Source organism: Microbacterium sp. Beta, from assembly GCF_005502545.1.
Lineage (GTDB): Bacteria > Actinomycetota > Actinomycetes > Actinomycetales > Microbacteriaceae > Microbacterium > Microbacterium oxydans.
The window spans coordinates 26,357-49,945 of sequence record NZ_SCOG01000017.1 but is presented as its reverse complement, the minus strand read 5'-3'; the positions used below and the strand labels follow the sequence as shown (position 1 = coordinate 49,945).

Annotated in this window: 18 protein-coding genes; 8 read left to right on the top strand and 10 right to left on the bottom strand. The window is 70.4% G+C overall.

Annotation, left to right across the window (positions count from 1 at the left end; genetic code table 11):
* Positions 1–2: 2 nt before the first annotated feature.
* Complete coding sequence (locus tag FFS56_RS14920; RefSeq protein WP_127012417.1) at positions 3–395, bottom strand: GntR family transcriptional regulator; 393 nt, start codon at positions 393–395, stop codon at positions 3–5.
* A gap of 108 nt (positions 396–503) precedes the next feature.
* Between FFS56_RS14920 and FFS56_RS14915 the strand changes: the two genes are divergently transcribed.
* Positions 504–974 (top strand): DUF4442 domain-containing protein, encoded by a 471-nt coding sequence (locus FFS56_RS14915; protein WP_127012418.1) that lies wholly within the window; start codon positions 504–506, stop codon positions 972–974.
* Here the strand turns inward: FFS56_RS14915 and FFS56_RS14910 are convergent.
* A complete protein-coding gene (locus tag FFS56_RS14910) occupies positions 955–1,959 on the bottom strand; it encodes a LacI family DNA-binding transcriptional regulator (RefSeq protein ID WP_046749644.1) in 1,005 nt (334 codons plus the stop codon). The two genes, FFS56_RS14915 and FFS56_RS14910, sit on opposite strands and share 20 nt — an antisense overlap.
* Positions 1,960–2,065: 106 nt before the next feature.
* Between FFS56_RS14910 and FFS56_RS14905 the strand changes: the two genes are divergently transcribed.
* From FFS56_RS14905 to FFS56_RS14890, 4 genes are read left to right on the top strand one after another with little or no spacing between them, the layout of a single operon-like run.
* Positions 2,066–3,076 (top strand): alpha/beta hydrolase, encoded by a 1,011-nt coding sequence (locus tag FFS56_RS14905; RefSeq protein WP_046749645.1) that lies wholly within the window; start codon positions 2,066–2,068, stop codon positions 3,074–3,076.
* A complete protein-coding gene (locus FFS56_RS14900) occupies positions 3,073–5,436 on the top strand; it encodes an MFS transporter (protein ID WP_127012419.1) in 2,364 nt (787 codons plus the stop codon). Before FFS56_RS14905 ends, FFS56_RS14900 begins: the two co-directional genes overlap by 4 nt.
* Positions 5,433–7,136, top strand: a complete 1,704-nt coding sequence (locus tag FFS56_RS14895; RefSeq protein ID WP_127012420.1) for a CocE/NonD family hydrolase — start codon at positions 5,433–5,435, stop codon at positions 7,134–7,136. The genes FFS56_RS14900 and FFS56_RS14895 overlap by 4 nt, the downstream gene beginning before the upstream one ends.
* Before the next feature lie 4 nt (positions 7,137–7,140).
* Positions 7,141–8,370 (top strand): amino acid permease, encoded by a 1,230-nt coding sequence (locus FFS56_RS14890; protein WP_046749646.1) that lies wholly within the window; start codon positions 7,141–7,143, stop codon positions 8,368–8,370.
* A 33-nt stretch (positions 8,371–8,403) separates the two neighbouring features.
* On the opposite strand, the gene FFS56_RS14885 is transcribed toward FFS56_RS14890, so the two are convergent.
* Complete coding sequence (locus FFS56_RS14885; RefSeq protein WP_127012421.1) at positions 8,404–9,195, bottom strand: helix-turn-helix domain-containing protein; 792 nt, start codon at positions 9,193–9,195, stop codon at positions 8,404–8,406.
* 87 nt (positions 9,196–9,282) lie between these two features.
* Between FFS56_RS14885 and FFS56_RS14880 the strand changes: the two genes are divergently transcribed.
* Positions 9,283–9,825, top strand: a complete 543-nt coding sequence (locus tag FFS56_RS14880; RefSeq protein ID WP_046749648.1) for a VOC family protein — start codon at positions 9,283–9,285, stop codon at positions 9,823–9,825.
* On the opposite strand, the gene FFS56_RS14875 is transcribed toward FFS56_RS14880, so the two are convergent.
* From FFS56_RS14875 to nhaA, 4 genes are all read right to left on the bottom strand, one after another.
* A complete protein-coding gene (locus FFS56_RS14875; protein WP_249352989.1) occupies positions 9,794–10,615 on the bottom strand; it encodes an SGNH/GDSL hydrolase family protein in 822 nt (273 codons plus the stop codon). The two genes, FFS56_RS14880 and FFS56_RS14875, sit on opposite strands and share 32 nt — an antisense overlap.
* A gap of 69 nt (positions 10,616–10,684) precedes the next feature.
* Positions 10,685–11,935, bottom strand: a complete 1,251-nt coding sequence (gene hisS / locus FFS56_RS14870) for a histidine--tRNA ligase (RefSeq protein WP_058632511.1) — start codon at positions 11,933–11,935, stop codon at positions 10,685–10,687.
* An 82-nt stretch (positions 11,936–12,017) separates the two neighbouring features.
* Entirely contained in the window at positions 12,018–12,623 is a 606-nt protein-coding gene (locus FFS56_RS14865) for a MazG family protein (protein ID WP_233437424.1), read from the bottom strand.
* Between the two features lie 144 nt (positions 12,624–12,767).
* Positions 12,768–13,937, bottom strand: coding sequence for a Na+/H+ antiporter NhaA (gene nhaA, locus FFS56_RS14860; protein ID WP_127012423.1), 1,170 nt, complete (start codon positions 13,935–13,937; stop codon positions 12,768–12,770).
* A 107-nt stretch (positions 13,938–14,044) separates the two neighbouring features.
* On the opposite strand from nhaA, the gene FFS56_RS14855 reads away from it, so the two are divergent.
* Positions 14,045–16,738, top strand: coding sequence for a phosphoenolpyruvate carboxylase (locus tag FFS56_RS14855; protein WP_046749651.1), 2,694 nt, complete (start codon positions 14,045–14,047; stop codon positions 16,736–16,738).
* 132 nt (positions 16,739–16,870) lie between these two features.
* Entirely contained in the window at positions 16,871–18,241 is a 1,371-nt protein-coding gene (gene gdhA / locus FFS56_RS14850; protein ID WP_113681030.1) for an NADP-specific glutamate dehydrogenase, read from the top strand.
* A gap of 64 nt (positions 18,242–18,305) precedes the next feature.
* Here gdhA and FFS56_RS14845 read toward each other — a convergent pair whose 3' ends face one another.
* The 3 genes from FFS56_RS14845 to FFS56_RS14835 form a co-directional block, all read right to left on the bottom strand.
* Complete coding sequence (locus FFS56_RS14845) at positions 18,306–19,733, bottom strand: APC family permease (protein ID WP_231589750.1); 1,428 nt, start codon at positions 19,731–19,733, stop codon at positions 18,306–18,308.
* 159 nt (positions 19,734–19,892) lie between these two features.
* Positions 19,893–22,937: an aminotransferase gene (locus FFS56_RS14840; protein ID WP_171011020.1), complete on the bottom strand. Its 3,045-nt coding sequence runs from the start codon at positions 22,935–22,937 to the stop codon at positions 19,893–19,895.
* Positions 22,934–23,557, bottom strand: a complete 624-nt coding sequence (locus tag FFS56_RS14835) for a gamma carbonic anhydrase family protein (protein WP_127012424.1) — start codon at positions 23,555–23,557, stop codon at positions 22,934–22,936. The genes FFS56_RS14840 and FFS56_RS14835 overlap by 4 nt, the downstream gene beginning before the upstream one ends.
* Between the last annotated feature and the right edge of the window lie 32 nt (positions 23,558–23,589).

The window sequence follows — 23,589 nt, the reverse complement described above, 5'->3', positions numbered from 1 at the left end:
GGCTAATCCTCCTCGGGGTTCTCGATCGGGTGCCTACCGGTGCCGGCGTCGCGGTGGGCGCGGACGATGCCGGCGAGCGTGTCGGCGGAGACGCCGAGCGCTGCGGCGCGACGCACCAGGTCGTCGATGTCGTGCGCCAGGTCGGCCAGGGGCGCGGCCGAGGCCGCGATGACCGCTCCCCTGCCGCGGCGGAGGTCCACCAATCCCTCGTCACGCAGCTGCTGGTACGCGTGCAGCACGGTGTGCTGGTTGATGTCCAGCGCTTCGGCGACGTCGCGCGCCGCGGGAAGGCGATCGCCGGGCGCCAGCACGCCGGCGAGGATGTCGGAGCGCACCGAAGCCGCCACCTGGTCATACAGTGCGCGAGGGCTGTCGGGATCGACGCGGATCAGCATCCGGTCCTCCTCTCGTGGAATCTCTATTTATTCTATGCGAACTATAACAACTGTGACAACCCTCCAGACGTCTTTGTCGGACTCGGTCGGGTGCTCCACACTGACCTCATGCGCATCACTCCCCGCCGTCTCGCGATCGGCATGAGCCTGTGGATCCCCAACCTCTTCAGCGGGATCCGCGTCTGTCGTTTCCGCGAGGACTGGACGCACGCGACCGTCGAGCTCCACGTCAACGTCTTCACCCGCAACTACGTCAAGACCGCGTTCGGCGGTTCCATGTCGGCGATGACCGACCCGTACTTCTTCATGCTGGTCATGCATCAGCTCGGACGCGACTACGTCGTGTGGGACACCCGAGGCGAGATCGAGTTCCTCAAGCCGGGACGTGGAGTGCTGACGGCCGAGTTCGAGGTGTCGAAGGAGAAGGCCGCAGAGATCCGGGAGCGGGCGCACGGGGGCGCCAAGGTGCTCGAGTGGTTCGAGACGGTCATCACCGACCGGGAAGGCGACGTCGTGGCGAAGGTGCGCCGCGAGGTCTACATCCGGGAGAAGAAGCGGGTCACCGCCTCGCGGGGTTGAACCCGGGGCCGAGCGTCGACGACCTCGCGATCAGGGTGGGGGCGAGTCTCACGGTGTCGTGCGCGGTCGACGCCCCCGACACCAGACCGAGGACGAGCTCGAGGGCCGTGCGTCCACTCTCCTCGAACGGCTGGCGGACGGTCGTGAGGTCGAGCGCATCCGCGACCTCGCCGTCGTCGTAGCCGACGACCGCGAGCGGCGGGGTGTCGACGTCGGAGCGCAGGGCGGACAGGACGGCGACGGCGAACTGGTCGTGATTCGCGACGATCGCCGTCGCTCCTGCGGCTCGGGCTGCGGCGATCACGCGATCGTCGACCGAGGACGGATGCGCCACCGCCAGGTCGGTCACCCCCAGGTGCTGCGTCAGCCCCTCGATGCGGAGCATCCCGGCCGACACGTACGCCGGCGAGCGCTGCGGCTCATGGACGAAGAGCACACGGCGATGCCCGAGCCCGGCGAGGTGGCGGCCGATCTGCGCACCGCCGTCGCGGTCGTCGACGAGGACGACCGGACCGCCCACGTCGGACCGCGTCGGCACCACGTCGACATAGACGACCGGGATGCGCGCCGCCTTGCTCGCCCGCCGCGCTGCTCCCCCGAGCGGAACCCCCATCACCACCAGACCGGTCGCGTCCGTGCGCGTGGGCAGCACGTCGAGCAGCGGCTCATCCGCGGCTGCCGCGGAATCGAGGTCGTAGGGGATGATGTCCACCGCCGCGTCCCTGGCCCGCCGGAGCATTCCGGAGAGGCGGCGCAGATACGACGGGTAGGTCGTGAACGGCGCGGCCACCGCGATGCGGGCGGCACCGACCCGGCGGCCCTGCGTCATCCGATAACCGAGGGTCGTGGCCGCCGCGACGATGCGTTCGCGGGTCTCCGGTCGCACCCGGTGCGGGGCGCTCACCGCCAGCGAGACGGTGGAGATGCTCACCCCCGCGCGCTCCGCGACGTCGTAGATGGTGACCCTGCCCGGTCGTGCGCGCATCGCCCGTGATTCTCTCTTCATCGAAGTTCTTCGATTGCCCAGACTAGGTCGGAACTCGTCTCGCGGGAACCCCGCCGAGACGCGAACCCATCGAAGGAGATGCCCGATGCCGACAGCACGGTCCCGGTTCCGACGCCCCGCGCTCGACAGCGCGGTGGCGGCGTGGGAGGAACGCGTCGCTCCGCTGCTCGCCCCGGAGCCCGCAGACCCCGCGGGCCGCCGCCGGGTCGCGGCTCAGAATGACGACGCCGTGAGCGCCGCGCTGGGTATCACCCCGCTGCCGACCGCCACCGAGGACCACATCGTCCCGGTCGACGGGCACCCCGACGTGCGCGTGCGGGTCTACTGGCCCGGTGAGGAGCGCACACCGCCAGGGTCGGGGCTCCCCGTGCTCGTGTACTTCTACGGCGGCGGGTTCACCATCGCGGGCATCGACTGGGTCTCGTGGGATGCGCGCTTCCGGGTCAGAGCACACGACGCCGGCATCGTGATCGTCGCCGCCGATTACGCCCATGCGCCGGAGGAGCGCTTCCCCACGCAGCCGGAGCAGTGCTGGTCGGCGTTCGAATGGACCCACGCGCACGCGGAGGAGCTGGGGGCGTCGCCCGAGAGGATCGCCATCGGCGGAGCATCGTCGGGAGGCGACCTCGCCGCGGCCGTGACGCTCATGAACCGTGATCGCTCCGCGCATCCGATCGCGCTGCAGCTGCTGGAGAATCCCGCCCTCGATCTGACCATGGGACATGCCGACATGAGTGGCATCGATGCCCGCATGCCTGGCGTCATCGTGCGCGCGGTCGGCCGGACGCTCGTGCGTCAGTACGTCGGAGACGATGCCGCGGCGGCACGCCGACCGTACGCCTCCCCGCTGCGGGCCGCCTCTCACGAAGGCCTGCCGCCGGCACTGATCCTCACCTCGGAGCTCGACCCCCTGCGTGGTGACGGGGAAGCCTATGCGCGCGCACTCTCGGCGGCCGGCGTGCCGGTGACGGCGATGCGCTTCATCGGACAGACCCACGGCTCGCTGGGATCGACCGGGTTCGTGCCCTCCGCAGACGTCGCACACCGTCTCGTCGTCTCCGAGCTGCGCACGCTCCACCCAGGAGCGACCGCATGAGCGCTCCCGAGTACCTCGAGCCGCCGTTGGGTCCCGAGATCCGCGATTGGATCCAGCGCATCGGCGAACTCTCCGCGACGCTCCCCGACCTCGAGTCTCGCGAGATGGCAGCCCGTCGCCGGGCGCAGCGCGAGTTGAGCGACCGCCTCGCCGTCGAGTTCACCGCTCCCGTTCCCGCCGAGGTGGAGATCGACGATCTCGTGGTGTCGGGCGGAGCGGAACCGCTGCGTGCCCGTCGGTTCCGCCCGACGTCGGCGATCGGGGCGATGCCGACGATGCTGTGGCTGCACGGCGGCGGGTGGACGGGCGGCACGATCGACGAGATCCTCAACGACCGCCTGTGCGCGGATCGCGCGCTGCGGTCAGGAGTGCAGATCGTCGCGCTCGAGTACCGTCTGGCTCCCGAGCACCCGTTCCCCGCCCCCGTCGACGACGCCGTGGCCGCTCTCGCCGACCTCCGCGAGCGCGCCGCCGAACTCGACGTCGATGCCGACCGGCTCGGTGTCGGAGGCAACTCCGCGGGGGCGACGATCGCGGCGACCACCGCTCTACGCCTGCGCGACGCCGGAGAGCCGCTGCATCACCAGGCGCTCGAAGTGCTGCCCGCGGCACTGCGGCTGTTCGGCGACTCGATGCACCGCCGCCTTCGGCCCGCCGAGCGCACGGGCATCGAGCACCTCGCCGGGCTGTATCGCGCGGGAGCGCCGCTCGCCGAGGCCTCACCACTGGATGCGCCGGATCACCGCGGGCTCGCGCCCGCACTCATCCTCGCCGCCGAGTACGACCCGCTCCGCGACGGTGCCATCGCGTACGCCGACAGCCTGCGTGAAGCAGGCGTCCCCGTCGTGCTGCACATCGGACTCGGGCACGACCACGCGTCTCCCGGGCTCACCGGATGCTGGGAGGGAGCCCGCGAATGGCGCGACGCCTTCGTCGAAGAGCTCGCCGGTGCCTACCGCGCCGACTCCCCATCCGATGCCCCGACCGTCCGCCGGAGCCGTGACCACCACCGGCACGCGGCCATGAACAGTTCCCACCCCGACCGAGACCAGGAGACGAAGATGTCCACCCACGCCGTCGATCCCGTTTTCCCCGCAGATCCCGCTCCCCCGCTCACCGCCGACGCGATCCCCGGACAGCGCCAGACGCGCCTGTTCTGGATCACCTTCGTGCTCGCGTGGTTCGGCTCCGGCATCGCCCAGGGCGTCGCCGGTGTCGCGATCCCGCAGCTGCTCAAGGAATGGGACCCCGACCAGGCGACGGGCAACCTCAGCATCATCCTCACCCTCGGCGGCGCCGCCATCCTCATCACGACGCCGATCTTCGGTCGGCTCAGCGACCGCTCGATGTCCCGCCTCGGCATCCGCCGCCCCTGGATCCTCTCCGGCGCGCTGATCGCCCTGATCGGCTACGTGATCCAGGCGACCGCGCCGAACCTCCTCGTGCTCGGCGTCGGCACGATCCTGGTCCTCGTCGGATGGGGCGCCGTGTCGATGACCGTGCACACCCTGTTCGCGGATCAGATCCGCCGCAGCATCCGCGCGATCATGTCCGCCGTCACCGGAGCGGCCACCGCCATCGGCATCCTCGGCGGAGTCTCCCTCGCGGGCATCGTCGCACCCATGGGCCAGATCGGCATGTTCCTGATCCCCGGCGGCCTCTCCGTGGTCCTCGCACTCACCCTGTTCTTCACGCTGAAGGACATCCGGCGACTGCTGCCAGCCGAGCCGCTCGACTGGAGCGGGGTGCTCGCCACCTTCTGGTTGAGTCCGCGTCGCTACCCGGACTTCGCATGGGCGTGGGTGTGCCGCTTCTTCATGACCGCGTCGATCGTCTCGGTCACGAGCTATCTCTACCTCACGATCTCCGGCCGCTTCGGCATCGACGACCCGACCGAGATCGCCGCCGTGCAGACTCAGGCCACAGCGGCCTTCACGCTGATGAACCTGGTCATGGCGTTCGTGTTCAGCGTGATCTCCGATCGCACGGGTCGCCGCAAGCCGAGCGTCATCATCGGCGCCCTCGCGAGCGCCGGAGGGCTCATCCTCGCGATCTCCTTCGGCGACATCGCCTTCTTCCTCGTCGGCATCGCGATCGTCGGGGCGGGGCAGGGCGCCTACATCGCCGCCGACGTCGCACTGATGACGGAGTGCCTCCCCTCGGTCGAGGACGCAGGCAAGGACCTCGGCATCGTGGCTCTCGCCTACCTGCTGCCGGGCATCCTCGTCCCCGTTTTCGGATTCTTCGCGACCCGCATAGGCTCGCCCACAGGTGAGAACTTCGCGGCCCTCTACATCGGCGCGGTCGTGATGGCCGTGATCGCCGCGTTCACGGTCACCCGAGTGAAGGGCGTGCGATGACCGATGCTCCCCGCCTGGGCGGCGCCGCGCGGCGCGAGTACCGGCGGCTCGCCCGCGTCGCCGACATGCCGGCGAAGACGCACCAGGACGTCGTCCGGACGACCGGCATCCGGGTGGCGTCGGACGACGGCGCCGCGCTCCTCACCGACCACTGGCACGCGGAAGGATCCGGAGGCGACACCATCCTGATCCGCACGCCGTACGGCCGCGACGGGATCGCCGGCGTCGCGCTCTTCCTGGCCGAGCGAGGGCACCATGTGGTCGTGCAGAGCTGTCGCGGCACCTTCGGCTCCGGCGGGACGTTCGATCCGCTGCACGACGAGGCCGCCGACGGGCAGGCGACGATGCGGTGGCTGCGCGCGCAGCCGTGGGCGACCGGACGCGTGCACTCGTGGGGCGGGAGCTACTTCGGGGTGACCCAGTGGGCGTACTGCGACGGCGCCGACCGCCCCGACGCGCTCGGCATCGCCATCTCCGCGCGGCGCTTCGACGATGCCATCCTCTACCCGGGCGGCGGATTCTCGATCGACACCCCGCTCACGTGGGCATACGCCCTCGACATCCAGGAGCGGGCGCTGCCGTCGAAGGCCTGGGCGCTGCTGCGTGCCCGGCGCGGATTCCGTCGCGGCGCGCTCGCCGTCCCGCCGGCGGATGCCGTGCGCGTGGCCCGAGGCGCCGATCCGCAGTTCTACCGCGACTGGGTCGAGCACAGCGATCAGGGGGATCCCTGGTGGGAGCCGATGCACTTCGCGCAGGACGTCGACTCCATCCCGCCCGTCACGCTGGTCGCCGGCTGGCAGGATCTGTTCCTCGTGGGCCAGCTCGACGACTACGCGGCCCTGCGCGATGCGGGTCGTCCGGTGCGCCTCATCGTCGGCGACTGGGTGCACGGGGCGCCCGACATCACCGTCATCGGCGTCCGCGAGGTGCTGCGCTCGTTCACCGGAACGGCGCAGACCGAAGGGGTGCGCATCGACGTGACAGGTGGCGGCGGCTGGCGGGAGCTGGACAGCTGGCCCCCGCCGTATACGGCCGTGGAGCTGGAGCTCACCCGCGACGGGCGCCTCGACGGCACGGGCGTCGCCAGCCCCGCGGCCGACCTCACGTACCGCTACGATCCGGCGGCCCCGACCCCGGATGCGGGCGGCAGGACCCTCAATCCGTTCTCCGCCGGGCGCCGCCACCAGCACACCCGCGAACGCCGGGCGGATGTGCTCGTCTTCACGGGCGACCGGCTTCCCGACGACCTCCTCGTCATCGGCACGCCCACGATCACGCTGTCCTTCGCGTCCTCGAACCCGCGCGCCGATCTGTTCGTGCGTCTGTGCGAGGTGGACGCGCGAGGGGTCTCGCGGGCGCTCACCGACGGCTACCGGCGCCTTCGGCCGGAAGAGGTGCACACGGACGAGACGCACACAGACGAGGCGGGCCGGATCCGTCTCGAACTCGCGCCTCTCGCCCACCGGTTCGCGGCGGGGTCACGCCTGCGCGTGCAGGTGTCGTCGGGCGCGCACCCGCTGCACCTGCGCAACCCCGGAACCGAGGACCCGGTGCGCGACCACTCGCGGCTCATCCCCAGCGATCAGACCGTCCGCGTCGGCGGCACGGCGCCGGCGACCCTCACGCTGCCCGCACTGGCCGTCGTGCCGTCACGCTCGCACGCCTCTTCACCCGCCGTTCACCGGCGCGTGACACGATGACGGGATGCCCCTCGCCCGTCGCCTGACGCTCGGAGACGCGGTCGCCATCGGTCTCGGCTCGATGATCGGCGCCGGTGTCTTCTCCGTGTGGGCTCCCGCGATCGGGGTCGCTGGCAGCGGCGTCCTCATCGCCCTCGCGATCGCCGCGGTCGTCGCATACGCCAATGCCACCTCATCAGCGCAGCTCGCCGCCGCCCACCCGGTCGCGGGTGGCACCTATGCCTACGCCCGCGCGGAGATAGGCCCCTGGTGGGGCTTCATCGCGGGATGGAGCTTCGTGATCGGCAAGATCGCGAGCTGCGCGGCGATGGCCATGACGTTCGCCGCCTACGCGGCACCGGCCGGCTGGCAGCTGCCCGTCGCGGTCGCCGCTGTCGTGCTGCTCGCCGCCGTGAACTGCCTCGGCGTGACCCGCACCGCCCTGGTCACCCGCATCCTCGTGGTGTGCTCCCTGCTCGGCCTCGCGGTCGTCGTGGTCTTCGGGTTCGCCGGCGCTCCGGCGGCGAACCCGACCCCCCTCCCCGATGCCACGGCCTACGGAGTGCTCCAGGGGGCCGGCCTGCTGTTCTTCGCATTCGCGGGGTACGCCCGGATCGCGACCATGGGTGAGGAGGTCGTCGATCCCGGACGCACGATCCCCCGTGCCATCGTGCTGGCGCTGGGCGGCACGGTCGTCGTGTACGCGCTGGTGGGACTCGTCGTCGTCCTGGTGCTCGGCGCCGGTGCGACCGATTCGACCGCTCCTCTGGTCGATGTACTGGTGGCCGCCGGGGCATCTGCCTGGGCGCCCGTGATCCGCGTCGCTGCTGCCGCCGCCTCCCTCGGTGCCCTGCTGGCTCTGCTCACCGGGATCGGTCGTACGGCCCTGGCCATGGCTCGCGAGGGTGACGTCCCTCGATTCCTCGCGAAGATCGATCGGCGCCATCAGGTCCCGCAGCGCGCGGAGATCGCCATCGCGCTCATCGTGGTCGCGATCGTCCTCATCGCCGACCTGCGCGGCGCCATCGGCTTCTCCTCCTTCGGCGTGCTGCTGTACTACCTGATCGCGAACGCCGCCGCATTCCGTCAGAGCGGGTCCGCGCGTCGGTATCCACGGGTGCTGCACGTGCTCGGAGCGCTCGGCTGCCTGGTGCTGGTGAACACTCTTCCCGTGCTGGCCTCACTGATCGGTGCGGGGGTCGTCCTCCTCGGGGTCGGATACCGGCTGCTGCGGCTGCGGTTCGAAAGAGCCTGAGCCCGGCGCACGCCTGAGCTCGACGCGCCGCGGTCAGCCCCGCGCCTGGGAGCGGTACATGCGCGGTGCGATGCCGAGGACCGCCTGGAAGTCGCGCGTGAGATGCGCGTGATCCGCGTAGCCGAGCTCGGCGGCGATCGAGGCCAGGTCAGTCTCCGGGTTCTCTCGCACTCGCTGCGCCGCCTCCTGCAGCCGCCGACGTCGGATCATCGCGGCGGGCGAGAGCCCCACGTGGCGGTGGGTCATCCGCTGCAGGGTGCGCACCGAGACGGCCAACCTCGTGGCGGCCTCCTCGGGGGTGAGCGCGGCGCCATCGCCCATCAGGACATCCATGAACGCGTTGGCCTGGCGTGCCGGTTCGCCGACCGGCCCCGCACGATCCTCGAGCCACTGAGAGAAGGCCTCGACCGCCCGCTCGCGTCGCCCCTCGCCCGAGCTCATCGTCGACACGACGGCAGCGCGCAGCGCGCCGGTACCGCTCCCGTCGTCGAGTTCCCGCTCGTCGTCGACGAGAGACGCCGGATCGTCGATCAGCACGGCGACCGCTGCCGGACGCAGCAGCGCCCCGACGGCCCAGCCGCTCCCCCGCAGATCGCGGTGCGACGCCCGCGTCGTCGCTCCGGCGAGCGTGACGGTGTTCGCGTCGACGACCAGGTTCAGCGCCGGATACGCCACGATCTCCTGCCGTGACGAACGCCCAGGCTCGATGTCCCACTCCGGGATCCAGAACCACTCCACCAGCTCCGCGGCTGCCGGCGGCGGTGGCAGCCGGTGGAACTGCGGAAGGCGAGCGGGGTAGAGCACCCCGCGGGTCGGATTCACCATCGGCCCAGCGTAGGCCCCGACGCCGACAGGGCGAGGCTGTCGCGGATCTTCAAGCCGCCGCCGCATCGCCCGTTCTACCGTGGCGTCATGAGCACAGACCACACCACGACGCACACCCCCACGGCCGGCGCGAACGGCACGTACACGACGAACGGGCGCCCGCACAGCGCCACCTCGCTCACCCCCTTCCTCGCCATCCCCGACGCGAAGCAGGCCATCGCGTTCTACCGCGACGTCTTCGGGGCCAGAGTCGTCGACGTGACCGAGTTCGGCGGCGTGGTCGCGCACGCCGACCTGGACTTCGGCCTCGGCCTGCTCCAGCTCGGGGAGCCCAATCCCGAGTACCACCTCGTGCGCTCCCCCGGTGGCGACGACGACTGCTACTCGATGGGGCTGTACGTCGCGGACGTCGATGCGGTCGTCGAGAAGGCGGTCGCCGCGGGAGCGACCGTGCGCGAAGCACCCGCACCCTTCGTCTCCGGTGATCGCTTCGCCAGCATCCGCGATCCGTTCGGGGTGCGCTGGTCTGTGATGACGCGCGTCGAGGACATCTCGGACGAGGAGAGCAGTCGTCGAGTGGCGGAGTGGGCGGCGTCGTTCAGCGGGTCTCCTGCGGACGAGGCGAGCTGAGCGACCGCTCCGCCGCGCGGCACACCGCCGGAAGCAGTGCCTCGGCCGTACGGCGGTAGCCCAGGGCGCTCGGGTGGAAGCGGTCGAGGCTGAACATCGCCTCGGGCTCGTCGAAGAACATCGGACCCACCGCTCGACGCAGATCGACCGGCTCCGCGCCCGCCCGCCGCGCCGTCTCGGCCTGGATCTCGGCCAGGCGGCGCGACAGACCGGAGGCGATCCGCCGCAACGGCTGCGGCACGGCGCGGAGCGCGCCCAGGTCGGGACACGTGCCGACGACGACCTCGGCATCCATGCCGCGCAGCCTGCGGATCGCCTCATGCAGATGCTGTTCCGACAGCGCAGGAGGCAGTCGGTGCGTCACGTCGTTGCCGCCGACGACGATCACGGCGACGTGCGGAAGGTACCTCTCGGGGAGCGCATCGAACTGGCTCGGCAGATCGCGAGACTCCGACCCTACGACGGCCACCGTGCGCAACCGCACCGGTCGCTGCAACCGGCGCCCCGTCGCCTTCGCGAGTCGAGCGTCGAGAGTCTCCTTGCGGCGCTCGGCACCGAGCCCGGCCGCGATCGAGTCGCCGAGCACCAGCAGCTCCAGCGGCTCGCCGCCGAGGGAGCGGCGCCAGACCCGATCCGCATCGAGGGAGTGCTCCCCCAGCGGCTTCCCGATCCGCCTTCGGGCGAGCGCGGCCTGCTGCACCAGCACGATGCGGACGACCCCGAGGACGATGGCCAGAGCGGCACCCGCCAGGACGATGCGGACGACGAACGCGGTGCCGATGCGACTCACCCCACGATTGCACCCCGTCGGCGTGAACGCGGCGTGAACGCGCACCGGCGGATGCCGGCCGCAGGAGGCTCAGGACAGGGGCTTGAGCTCCAGGTCTGCGGCACCGGCGGACACGATCGCGAACGAGGTGTAGCCGTCGGCCGCCGAACGCTCGAGCAGCGCCTTGACGTTCTTGGTGCGGCGCTCGAGTCGGACCCTGGCGCCGTCCGCGATGAGCGCAGCCTTGTGCGTGACGAGCTCGTGCACCGGAACGTCGGCGTCGTGGATCAGCACGACCGCGTTCGTCGTGACGTCCGACTCCTCGGCGATCAGGTCGACGAGGCGCTCGAACCCGAGCGAGAAGCCCACCGCGGGCACCTGCTGCCCGAGGAACCGACCGATCATGCCGTCGTAGCGTCCGCCACCGCCGAGGGAGTAGCTGACGGACGGATGCGCGAGTTCGAAGATCGTGCCCGTGTAGTACCCCATGCCGCGCACGAGGAATGGGTCGAAGACGAGCGGGATGTCGGACTGTCCCCGTCCCGCAGCCACGGCCTCGCCGATGCCGACCAGGTGCTCGACCAGGTCGGCCGGAGCTCCGTCGGGCAGCGCCTTGCGGATCTGCCGCTCGCCGAAGGGGTTGTACTCCAGCGTCTGCGGGCGGCGGAGGAAGGCGTCGAACGCGTCGGCGGCTGCGGTCGATGCGCTGCGCTCACGGAGCTCGGTCGCCACTCCCTCCGGACCGATCTTGTCGAGCTTGTCGATCGTGATGAGCACGCCGGGACGCTCCTCGGCGGTGAACCCGAAGCTGTCGAGCATCCACTCCAGCACCCGGCGATCGTTGATGCGCACGGTCGCCCCGTCGAGGCCGAGGGCGTCGACCGCGTCGAGCGAGGCGACCATCAGCTCGGCCTCGGCGCGTGCGGTGTCGTCCCCCATGATGTCGATGTCGCACTGCACGAACTGGCGGTAGCGGCCCTTCTGCGGGCGCTCCGCCCGCCAGACCGGTCCGATCTGGATCGAGCGGAAGACGGTCGGCAGTTGACCGCGGTTGCTCGCGTAGAAACGCGCGAGCGGCACCGTCAGGTCGTAGCGGAGGCCGAGGTCGGAGAGCGCTGCAGGGTCGTCGGCGGCGGCGCGGATCGCGTCGGCATCCAGGCCACGGCGGAGGATGTTGTACGAGAGCTTCTCGTTGTCGCCACCGATGCCGGCATGCAGACGGTCGTACTCCTCGACGACGGGCGTCTCGATCTCGTCGAATCCATGCGCGAGATAGCGCTCGCGGATGACGGAGAGCACGCGCTCACGGCGGGCCTTGTCGGCGGGGAGGATGTCGCGCATGCCGCGCGGCGGGTTCACGGTAGCCACGGTTCCATCTTCCCAGGTCCGCCGACTCGGTCGTGCCGGGGCAGGCGCGCGGGCATCAGGATGCGGCTTCCGTGGCCCGCACGTCGTCTTCCAGCGCACGCAGCCGCTCGCGGAGGGCGCGCTCGGCGTCCCACCCCTGCTCGCGGGCGGTCGCCACCAGCGCGAGGAGCGCGTCCCCCAGCTCTTCCTCCGAGGCGGGGGCGGCGGCAGAGGCGACCCGCTCGACGGGCACTCCTGCGCCGATGGCACGCCCGGCGATCTTCTGCGCGAGCGCGAGCGCCGGCATCCCGCGCGGCACTCCGTCGAGCACGCTGCGTCGGGTGCGCTTCTCCGCGGCCTTCGCGGCGTTCCAGTGCACCAGCACCTGCTCGGGAGTCTCAGCCACCTCCCCGGCGAACACATGCGGATGACGACGCACCATCTTCTCCGTGAGCGTCTGCGCCACGTCGTCGATGTCGAACGGATCGTCCGGGTCCTGCGCGGCGATCGCCGCGTGGAACAGCACCTGCCAGAGCAGATCCCCCAGCTCCTCGCGCAGGTCGTCGCGAGAGCCGACCTCGACGGCATCGATCACCTCGTGCGACTCCTCGATCAGATAGGGCACGAGGTCGCGATGCGTGATCTGCTGCGACCACACGCAGCGCTCCCTGACCGCGCGCATGGTCTCGGCAGCCTCGCGCAGCGGGTCCTCCCCGGGCGAGCGGACCTCGGATTCAACGCTCACGGTTCCTCCTTCTCCCGATGACCGGTTCACGACGGCGACCGATCACGACGCGCGATCACGACGCGCGATCACGACGCGCGATCACGACGATGCGGATGAGAGCCGACGGTACCAGCGCGCACGCAGCGACACGATGATGCCGGAGAGCACCAGCGCGATCAGCGAGCCCACCAGCACACCGAGGATCGCCTGATCCCTGATGCCGCCATCCTCCGCGAAAGCGAGGTTCGCCAACAACAGGGACACCGTGAACCCGATGCCGCCGAGAGCGCCGGCCGAGAGGATGTCGGCGAACGGCAACGCCGGGTCCGATCCCTTCGGGCGGATGCGCATCGCGATCCAGCCGAACAGCGAGATGCCGATGATCTTGCCCACCGGCAGGGCGACCACGATCGCCCAGAATGCCGGGGACAGCTGCGTGATCGAGACGGCGGGGATCACGACGAACGCCGCGACGAAGGCGAACAGCGGCAGGATCGCCCCGTTCACCGTCGGCTCGAGCGCATGTCTCGTGCGCTCGGCGGGGACGGGTGCCATCACGAGTCCGAGCAGCACGCCGGCGATCGTCGCGTGGATGCCGGAGGAGGCGACCAGACCCCAGGTGACGACGCCGACCAGGACCATGGCAACGGCGATTAGTGGGTGGCCCTTCGCATGCAGGAGTCGGCTCAGCGCCCAGAACACGGCCACGCCAACGATCGCGAGTCCGAACAGCAGCCACTGCACATCGACGGCGAACAGCACGGCGATGAAGACGATCCCGATGATGTCGTCGAGGATCGCCAGGGCGAGCAGGAAGACGCGCACCCGGGACGGGAGTCCCTTGCCGAACATCGCCAGCACCCCGAGCGCGAAGGCGATGTCGGTCGCCGTCGGGATGGGCCAGCCCGGTGCCGTGACGCCGTCCCCACCGGCGATCAGCAGGTAGACCGCGATCGGGACGAGCACTCCTCCGGTGGCCGCGATGGCAGGCTGCACCGCCTTGCGCGGGGAATCGAGTTCACCGTGGGTGAGCTCGTGGCGCAGCTCGATGGCCACGACCAGGAAGAAGACGGCGAGGAGACCGTCGGACACCCAGTGCGCGATCGACAGGTCGAGGGCGGTGCCTGGCACGGCGATGTGGACGTCGAGGAAGGCGGCGAGCGCATCATGCGTCGGGAGGTTCGCGAGCAGCAGGCCGAGACCGGCCGCGATAAGGAGGAGGACGGCGGGGAACTGCTGTCCGCGGAGGGGGTTCGCTGAGATGCGCATCCCGTCCATCGTAGGTCGCACACGTGCTGCGGGCCTCCGATGGCGCAGTGACGCAGTGCGTCGTCATGCGTGCAGGCGACCCCTCGCACGCGGGATACTCTCGAGGGGTGACCCCCGCACACTCCTTCTCCGAACCCACGAACACCGAGGCCATCCGCGTGATCGGCCGATTCGAGGCGGGCCAGGGCATCCCCGATGCCATGCGCACCGATGTCCGCATGCTGGGCCAGCTGCTCGGTCAGGTGCTGCGCGAGGCCGGTGGCGACGACCTGTTCGACGACGTCGAACGTCTGCGCCTCGCCACGATCCAGGCCTATGAGGACGAGACCTCGGACGCCTTCGAGCGCGCCGCGGCCATCGCCGAGTCGTTCACGGTCGCCCGTGCCGATGAGGTCGCCCGCGCCTTCACCTGCTACTTCCACCTCGTGAACCTCGCGGAGGAGCATCAGCGCGTGCGTGTGCTGCGCGAGCGCGCCGGCCAGCCGGGTCGCGAGGACACCGCGGACACCGTCGCCACCGCATACGCGCGCCTGCGCACCGAGGTGGGGGACGACGAGGCGCGACGTCGGCTGGAGGGGCTCCGCTTCCACCCGGTCTTCACCGCGCACCCGACCGAAGCCCGCCGTCGCGCGGTGTCGTCGAGCATCCGCCGTCTGTCCGAGCTGCTCACACAGCACGATGCGGCGAGCGAACGCGGTGCGGAGGAGCACCGTGCGCGCCGGCGCATGCTGGAGGAGATCGACACGCTCTGGCGCACGGCCCCGCTGCGGTCGCAGAAGCCGACTCCGACCGACGAGGTGCGCACCGTGATGGGTGTGTTCGACGAGACGCTCTTCACCACGGTGCCGCACGTCTACCGCCGTATCGACGATGCCCTCCGCGGAGACGATTCGGGTGCGAGCGCTCCGGTGGTCCCCGCGTTCGTGCGCATCGGCTCCTGGGTGGGCGGTGACCGCGACGGCAACCCGTTCGTCACGGCCTCCGTCACGCGGGAGGCGTCGCAGATCGCGGCGGACCATGTGCTCCGCGGCCTCGAGCGCGCGCTGGGGCGCATCGGCCGGACCCTCACTCTCGCCGCCGACGACACGCCGCCGAGCGCCGAGGTCACGGCGCTCTGGGAGCGCTTCGCCCAGACGGAGCCCGACCTGGCGGCCGAGCTCGCCACCCGCTCCCCCGATGAGCCGCACCGTCGCGTGCTGCTCGTGCTGGCGCGCCGCGTCGCCGACACCCGCCGCGGAGACGGCGGCCAGCCCTACGCGCGTCCCGAGGAACTGCTCGCCGACCTGCGGGCGGTGCAGGCGTCGCTCGCGGATGCCGGCGCGAAGCGCCACGCGTTCGGCGGGGTGCAGCACCTCATCTGGCAGGTCGAGACCTATGGCTTCCACCTGACCGAGCTCGAGGTGCGTCAGCACTCCCAGGTGCACGCGAAGGCTCTTGCCGAGCTCGATGCGGGCGAAGCCGTCAGCGCACAGACCGAAGAGGTGCTCGACGTCTTCCGCGCGATCGCGGACATCCAGCACGACCGGGGTCTGCGTGCGGCCGGGCGGTACGTCGTCTCCTTCACCCAGGCAGCCTCCGACCTCGCCAACGTGCACCGTCTCGCCCGATACGCGCTCGGCGACGATGCGCCTGTGCTCGACGTCGTGCCGCTGTTCGAGACCTTCGCCGACCTCCAGGCCGCCCCGGGCATCCTCGCCGAGGCCGTGACCTTCCCGGAGTTCCGCGAGCGCATGGCCGCGACCGGCAACCGGCTCGAGGTCATGCTCGGCTACTCGGACTCGTCGAAGGACGTGGGCCCCGTCGCCGCGAACCTGGCGCTGTACGAAGCCCAGGAGAAGATCGCCCGCTGGGCGCAGGACAACGACATCGAGCTGACGCTCTTCCACGGTCGTGGCGGCGCACTCGGACGAGGGGGCGGGCCTGCCAACTCGGCGATCCTGGCGCAGCCGCCGCACTCCGTCGACGGCCGGTTCAAGCTCACCGAGCAGGGCGAGGTCATCTTCGCGCGCTACGGCGAGCCCGCGATCGCGATGCGGCACATCGACCAGGTCGCCGCGGCCACCCTGCTGGCGTCGTCCCCCACCGAGGAGGAGCGCACCAGCCGTGCGGCAGAGCGCTACGCCGAGGTCGCCTCGGCGATGGACGCGGCCTCTCGTGAGCGCTTCTTCTCGCTGGTGAAGGCCGAGGGGTTCGCATCGTGGTTCGCCACCGTGACCCCGATGGAGGAGATCGGTCTGCTCGCGCTCGGCTCGCGCCCGGCACGACGCGGGTTGTCGGTCGAGTCGCTGGAGGACCTCCGCGCCATCCCGTGGGTGTTCGCCTGGACGCAGGCCCGCATCAACCTCGCCGGCTGGTTCGGACTCGGCTCCGCCCTGCAAGCCGTCGGCGACGAGGAACTTCTCGTCGAGGCGTACCGGGAGTGGCCGCTGCTGCGCACCATGATCGACAACGTCGCGATGAGCCTCGCCAAGACCGACGAGCGCATCGCCCGCCAGTACCTCGCCCTCGGCGACCGCGACGACCTGGCCCAGCTCGTGCTGGACGAGCTCGCCCTCACGCGGCGCTGGGTGATCCGTCTCACCGGCGGCACCGGACTCCTCGAGAACAAGCCCGTGCTGCAGCGGGCCGTGCAGCTGCGCAGCCCCTACGTCGACGCCCTCTCGCTCCTGCAGCTCCGGGCGCTGCGTGCCCTGCGTTCGGCGGATCACGGCCCGACCGGCTCCGGAGCCGACGCGGAGCAGCAGCGGCTGCTGCTGCTCTCGGTCAGCGGGGTCGCCGCCGGGCTGCAGAACACCGGGTGACCCGAGCCCTCCCGCCGGGTGCGCTGACGCGGCTGTGGCCGACGCTAGAGTGAAACCTCCGCCTCACCCGGCTCTGCTTTCGCGCGCGACACGATCGCCCGCACCCCATCCCCCACCAGAAAGCCCTTCCGCGTGACCGCTACGTCCCCTGCTGACTTCCATCCGCTCGCCGACTCCGTGCAGCCTGTCTTCGACACGGTGCTCTCCCGCAGCCCGCACGAGCCGGAGTTCCACCAGGCCGTCCACGAGGTGCTGCACTCGATCGCACCCGTCCTGGAGCGTCACCCGGAATACGTCGACGGCGGCATCCTCGAGCGCCTGGTCGAGCCCGAGCGCCAGATCCTCTTCCGTGTGCCGTGGATCGACGACGCCGGGAAGCTGCACGTCAACCGCGGCTACCGCATCCAGTTCTCCTCCGTGCTCGGCCCGTACAAGGGCGGGCTGCGCTTCCACCCCTCGGTGAACCTGTCGATCATCAAGTTCCTGGGCTTCGAGCAGATCTTCAAGAACGCGCTCACCGGTCAGGGCATCGGCGGCGGCAAGGGCGGGTCCGACTTCGACCCGCACGGCCGCTCCGACGCCGAGGTCATGCGCTTCTGCCAGTCGTTCATGAACGAGCTCTACCGGCACCTCGGCGAGCACACCGACGTCCCCGCGGGCGACATCGGCGTCGGCGGCCGCGAGATCGGCTACCTGTTCGGCCAGTACCGCAAGGTCACCAACCGCCACGAGTCGGGCATGTTCACGGGCAAGGGCACCGGATGGGGCGGGGCCGAGGTGCGCACCGAGGCCACCGGCTACGGCGCGGTGTTCTTCGCGCAGGAGATGCTCGCCGTGCACGGCGACTCCCTCGACGGCAAGCGCGTCGGCATCTCGGGCTCCGGCAACGTGGCCATCTACGCGATCCAGAAGGCCACCCAGCTCGGTGCGACCGCGGTCACGGCGTCCGACTCGTCCGGCTACGTCGTCGACGACGCCGGCATCGACCTCGACCTGCTGCGTCAGATCAAGGAGGTCGAGCGCGCCCGCATCGTCGAGTACGCCAACCGTCGCCCGAGCGCCCGCTTCGTGGAAGGCGGCAGCGTGTGGGAGGTGCCCGTCGACATCGCGGTGCCCTCCGCCACGCAGAACGAGGTCTCCCTGGCCGATGCAGAGGCCCTGATCGCCAACGGCGTGCGCGCGGTGTCGGAAGGTGCGAACATGCCCTGCGTGCCCGACGCCGTCGACGCCTTCCAGAAGGCCGGAGTGCTGTTCGCCCCCGGCAAGGCCGCGAACGCCGGTGGCGTCGCGACCTCGGCGCTCGAGATGAGCCAGAACGCCTCCCGTCAGCGCTGGAGCTTCGGCGACAGCGAGAACAAGCTCCGCGAGATCATGGGCGACATCCATGGCGCCGCCTTCGACGCCGCGGAGCGGCACGGCGTCCCCGGCGACTACGTGGCCGGGGCCAACATCGCCGGCTTCGAGCGCGTCGCCGCCGCGATGCTCGCTCAGGGCGTCATCTGACCTTCCGGTCGCGATATGTCAGCTGTTTCCACCTTTTGAGCTGACATATCGCGACCGGAGCGGGTCAACTCTCGTCGACCGGCACCTTGACCACCTTGTTGTACCCGGTCACCGCCTGGTTCTCGTCGAACGCGACGACCTTCTTGCGGAAGCCCTTGGTGATGATCGCGAGGTAGACCACCCCGATCGCGGTCCACACCAGACCGCCGCGCAGCGCGTCCTCGTGCAGGTTCGCCCACAACAGGCCGGTGAGCACCATGCCGATCCCCGGCATCACGATGAAGCTGAAGATGTCGCCCGGGGTCTTGCGGCGGCCCTTGCGGATCGCGAACCACGCGATCACCGAGATGTTGACGAACGTGAAGGCGATCAGCGCGCCGAAGTTGATCCACGCCGCGATCAGCTCGAGCGTGAAGGGGATCGCGAGCAGCGAGATGGCGCCCACCAGCACGATGTTGAACGTCGGGGTGTGGGTGCGGGGGTTGATGTAGCCGAACGCCCGCTGCGGCAGCACGTTGTTGCGCCCCATCACCAGCAGCATGCGAGACACCGAGGCGTGCGAGGCGAGACCGGAGGCCAGGGTCGCGCAGAAACCGGCCGCGGTCAGCACGGCCATGAGCACGGGGCCGCCGACCAGGTTGCCGATGATCGGCAGCGTCGAGTCCTCGACGAACTGCATGTCGCCGCCGGGGGCGAACTCGTTCCAGTCGGGGAAACGCAGCTGCGTGAGGTAGCCCGAAATCAGGAAGATCGCCCCACCCAGCAGCACGGTGAGAAGAATCGCCTTCGGCATGATCTTCGGATCCTTCGCCTCCTCCGCGTACATGGTGACGGCATCGAAGCCGATGAACGAGAAGCACACGATCGTGGCGCCCATCAGCACCGCCCCCATGGTGGCGCCGTCGTGGAAGATCGGCGTCAGCGAGGCGACCGTGCCCGCACCGTCGCCGCGCATCAGCTGTGCGACGACCATCACGACGAACACGGCCATCACGACGATCGAGAACACCAGCAGGATCATGTTCATGTTCGAGGTACCGCGCATCGTCAGGTAGATGATGCTCGTGACGAGGATGCAGTAGAGCACCACCCAGATCCACCCGGGGATCTCAGGGAACAGCGCCTCGAGGTAGCTGCGGATGATGAGGCAGTTCACCATCGGCAGCAGCACGTAGTCGATGAGCGACGTCCAGCCGACCATGAAGCCGAGGTTCGGGTGGATCGACTCGCGCACGTACGTGTATGCGGACCCGGCGCTCGGGATCGCACCGGAGATCTTGCCGTAGCTGATCGCGGTGAAGACCATCACGACCAGGGCGACGAGGTAGGCCGCCGGTACGACGTTGTCGGTGTCTCGGGCGACCATGCCGAAGGTGTCGAACACGACGGTCGGCGTCATGTACCCGAGACCGAGGCCGACGATCGCCCACAGCCCGAGGTTTCTCTTCAGCGTTCCTCCGCCTTGCGCGAGCGGCTTCGTCTTCGTGGCCATGGGTACTCCTCGGGGGACAGCGCATGGGTCGGACTTCGGGTCGTCCGACGCTGAGCAACAGTATGGACCGGAGGGAATCATCTGCGCTACGGCGAATTCGGTTCGAAATGCGCTTTTAACAATCGGACCGACCGCGGGATTCGAAGACCCGTCGCGCGGTCACCATCCTTCGGCGAGCACCCGATCCAGCATCGCGACGACATGGTCGGCGCTGTCGGCTGTGAGGCACAGCGGCGGCTTGATCTTCAGGACGTTGGATCTCTCGGAGGTGGTCAGCACGATCACACCGAGCTCGCGCATCCGCTCGCAGATCGCCGCGGCCTCTGCGGCCGCCGGCTCCATCGTGTCGCGGTCACGCACGAGTTCGACGCCGAGATACAGGCCCTCCCCGTGCACGACGGCCACCAGCGGATGCCGATCGACGAGACCGCGAAGCCCCTCGGCGAGGCGGGCGCCGATCACGGCGGCGTTGCGCTGCAGGTCGTCCTCGACCATGGCGTCGAGCACCGCGAGTCCGACACGACAGCTGAGCGAGCTGCCTCCGGCCGATGAGAAGAACTGCCCCTGCGTCGACAGCGCGTCCGCGATGCGCTTCGACGTGATCACACCGCCGATGGGGTAGCCGTTGCCCATGGGCTTCGCGATCGTGACGATGTCCGGCACGACACCTGCGAGCTCGAACCCCCAGAAGGCGGACCCCATCCGCCCGAACCCGACCTGCACCTCGTCGGCGATGCACAGCCCGCCCGCCGCCCGGATCTGCGCATAGGCACCATCCAGGTAGCCCTCGGGGAGCACCACGCCGCCCGCGTTGCCGAGGATCGACTCGCAGAGGAACGCTGCGACCTCCCGCCCCTCGTCCTGCAGCCGGTCGAGATCGCTCGCGAGGTCGGCGAGGTAGTCGGCGGCGACATCCGCCCCTCGATACGTGCCACGGAAGCGGTTGGGCACATCCGCGACGTGCACCCAGTCGGGACGCGTCTCGAGCGCGGAGGGGTTGTCGTACGCGCTGGTGGTGACCGCATCGCTCGCCGCGGTCCAGCCGTGATATGCCTCGCGCAGTGCGACGACCGTGCGTCGTCCGGTCGCGGCCTGGGCCAGACGGATCGCCAGATCGACCGCCTCGGAGCCGCTGTTGACCAGCAGCACGGTGTCGAGCCCGCTTCCTTCCGGCATCAGGGCGAGCAGCCGTTCGCTGTACTCCGCGAGGTCGCGGAACAGGAAGCGGGAATTCGTGGCCAGGGTGCGCAGCTGGCGGCCTGCCGCCTCCGCGACCTTCGGATGCGCGTGACCGAGGCCGGCGACGTTGTTCACCATGTCGACATAGGTGCGCCCTGTGGTGTCGATCAGATGGTGCCGCCATCCGCGTTCGATCTGCGGAGGACGCTCGTAGTAGCGCTCCTGCGCGGAGGCGAAGATCCGCTCACGTCGCCGCAACTCCGCGGCCGCGTCGTCGCGCTGCACGAACGACGGCAGCCCGAGCAGCGGGGCGGGGTCGGCGGCAAGACGGCTCCACGCCGGGACGCGCTCGGGCGCGACGAGTGGCGCACCGTCCGCCTGACGTTCGGGAGCATCATCGCGGTGGATGCCGACGGTCAGGCGCCGCGGCTCGAATGCGGCAGCGATCCAGCCCACGGTCTCGCCGACGTCCACGGGGCGCTCGCGCCGCTCCTCCGCATCGAGCCCCGAGATCTGCAGCACCCAGTCGTGACCGTCGCCAGCACCGTCGTCGCCTGCACCGTCGCCAGCACCGTCGTCGCCAACACCGTCGTCTCCAACACCGTCGTCTCCAACACCGTCGAGATCGAGGACGAGACGGGCCACCCCGCCCCGTTGCGTCACCCGCCCGCTCGCCGGAGCCGCCACCCTCACACGAGGGCCCGGAGGGAGATGCAGTTCGCACGACGTCGCCCACGTCTCCCCCGACTCGGCCTCGTCGATGCGCGCCCGGGTGAGTCGGAACACCCCGTAGGGCAGCACCGCTACGGCGCCCCCGAGCTCGATCGCCTCGGCGACCAGTTCCCGCTCCGACGTCTCCTCGAGCCAGCGTCCGCCGTCGAGGTCCGCCGACTCGACGCCCGGATCGATCACGGCGACGCGACCGGTGAGATCCGGCAGGAGCGCGGCCAGCGGAGCGGCGCCAGGATCGGTCACCACATCCGCCGCATCGAAGCCGGGGCCCTCATCGACGCCGACCGTGGCGAGCACGTGCTCTGTCATCTCGACGAGCGGCAGCAGTGTCGCGGCGTCGAAGATCGCCTGCTCGCCCGCGACCCTCTCACGCGCGTAGTCGTTGTCCCCGTCGATCTCCAGCTGACGCCACCCGCTCGCGACCAGCAGGGCAGCGCGCAGCACCACGAGCGGCCAGACCGCTCTCGCCTCCGCGTCCCTCAGAGGTGCATGACGGTGGAAGGCAGCGATGGTCTCGAGCACCCGCAACGGCCGCTCCGGCTCGTGATGCAGCATCGATGCCGCGCACACCGCCAGCTCGGCGACGCGCCAGCCGAGCCCGAGGTCGCCGAGATCGAGCACCGTGCGCGGGTGCAGCCGTGCGTCGTCGCCGCGCTCCCCCATCACGTTGTCGTCCGTGAGGTCGCCGTGGATCGCCTGCACGGGGAGCCGCTCGGCGAGAGGCTCGACGGCGGCATGCGCCTTGGCCGCGGCGCGCAGCACCCGTCCCCGGAGCGCGGCATCGGCGATCGACGGCGCGAGCGCATCGATCTGCTCGTACGCGACGCGCATGTCCCACATCTGCCGACGGTCGAGGCCGGGATGATCCAGCGCCGACAGCGCGTTCACGGATGCGCCGGCCAGCGCCCCGAACTCCGCGAGCACGACGGGTGCGAGGTATCCGGCATCCACCATCGGCTCGCCCGGCGCGCACTCGCTGCGCCGCGCGGCGAAGCCGTTCCAGCGCTGGGTGAGCGCGCCGTCGAGCCCCGGGAGGACCGCCGGGACCTCGACGCCTGCGTCACGGTAGGCATCGAGTGCGACGTGCTGCGCCTCGCGCTCGTCATCGCCGAACACCGGGTTGTCGATCCTCAGCACGCTCTTCGCCCCATCCTGCGTGGTGAGCAGGAAGTTCCGATCCTGGTTGCTGCCCAGCTCCTCCGCGGTCGCCGCGATCCCCCAGCAGTCGAGGGCGATCCGCGCGGCGTCGGCCGTGCTGACGGCGGGGCGGACCAGGCCCACGTCGCCCGTCATGCGTGGGACTGCCCGCGGTGCGCGTCGAGGCTCACATCCTGCGCATGCCGTGCCAGCGAGCTGCCGTAGCGCTCCGTCAGCTGCACCATCAGGTCGGGGGTATCCCGGTCGACCCCGAAGACGTGCCCGGGGAAGTCGAGGTCGGGCTGCGCCGCCGCGATCTCCTCCTCCCGGTCGGGCGAGAACAGCTGCACCGGATCGCCGACAGCCACCCAGCCGATCGGCACGACGGTGCCCTCAGGCAGCACCGCGCGGCGGAGCACGATCGCATTGACGCGCACCTCGCAGCGCGATCCGATCAGGGAGCCGTTGAACACCCGCGACCCCGAGGCGAGGAACGTCTCCTCCCCCACGGTCGCACCGGCGATGCTCGACAGCGTGCCGATCAGGGTGTGCGCTCCGATGTGCACCGCGTTCGCCGCAGTCGCCCGGATGAGCGCGTTCTCCATGACGATGACGTGCTCACCGAGGGTGATCGCGCCTCCCTCGGCGGTGATCACGGCGCCGTGCAGCACCTGGCAGCCCGGCCCGATCACCACGTCTCCGGAGACGACGGCGGTGGGGGCGATGACGGCGGTGTCATGGATGCGGGGGCGAGCCCCGAGGTGCTCGTACAACATGCGGCCAGACTAGTACTGCCGCCCGGGGCCCC

Bases quoted from the DNA above. Each gene is read 5' to 3' on its own strand.
- FFS56_RS14895 (WP_127012420.1), top strand. From the start codon at position 5,433: ATGACCGATGCTCCCCGCCTGGGCGGCGCCGCGCGGCGCGAGTACCGG.
- FFS56_RS14865 (WP_233437424.1), bottom strand. From the start codon at position 12,623: ATGCGCGCGGTCAGGGAGCGCTGCGTGTGGTCGCAGCAGATCACGCAT.
- FFS56_RS14905 (WP_046749645.1), top strand. From the start codon at position 2,066: ATGCCGACAGCACGGTCCCGGTTCCGACGCCCCGCGCTCGACAGCGCG.
- FFS56_RS14915 (WP_127012418.1), top strand. From the start codon at position 504: ATGCGCATCACTCCCCGCCGTCTCGCGATCGGCATGAGCCTGTGGATC.
- FFS56_RS14910 (WP_046749644.1), bottom strand. From the start codon at position 1,959: ATGCGCGCACGACCGGGCAGGGTCACCATCTACGACGTCGCGGAGCGC.
- FFS56_RS14880 (WP_046749648.1), top strand. From the start codon at position 9,283: ATGAGCACAGACCACACCACGACGCACACCCCCACGGCCGGCGCGAAC.
- FFS56_RS14835 (WP_127012424.1), bottom strand. From the start codon at position 23,557: ATGTTGTACGAGCACCTCGGGGCTCGCCCCCGCATCCATGACACCGCC.
- hisS (WP_058632511.1), bottom strand. From the start codon at position 11,935: ATGCGCGACATCCTCCCCGCCGACAAGGCCCGCCGTGAGCGCGTGCTC.
- FFS56_RS14840 (WP_171011020.1), bottom strand. From the start codon at position 22,937: ATGACGGGCGACGTGGGCCTGGTCCGCCCCGCCGTCAGCACGGCCGAC.
- FFS56_RS14900 (WP_127012419.1), top strand. From the start codon at position 3,073: ATGAGCGCTCCCGAGTACCTCGAGCCGCCGTTGGGTCCCGAGATCCGC.
- nhaA (WP_127012423.1), bottom strand. From the start codon at position 13,937: ATGCGCATCTCAGCGAACCCCCTCCGCGGACAGCAGTTCCCCGCCGTC.
- FFS56_RS14845 (WP_231589750.1), bottom strand. From the start codon at position 19,733: ATGGCCACGAAGACGAAGCCGCTCGCGCAAGGCGGAGGAACGCTGAAG.
- FFS56_RS14890 (WP_046749646.1), top strand. From the start codon at position 7,141: ATGCCCCTCGCCCGTCGCCTGACGCTCGGAGACGCGGTCGCCATCGGT.
- FFS56_RS14885 (WP_127012421.1), bottom strand. From the start codon at position 9,195: ATGGTGAATCCGACCCGCGGGGTGCTCTACCCCGCTCGCCTTCCGCAG.
- FFS56_RS14920 (WP_127012417.1), bottom strand. From the start codon at position 395: ATGCTGATCCGCGTCGATCCCGACAGCCCTCGCGCACTGTATGACCAG.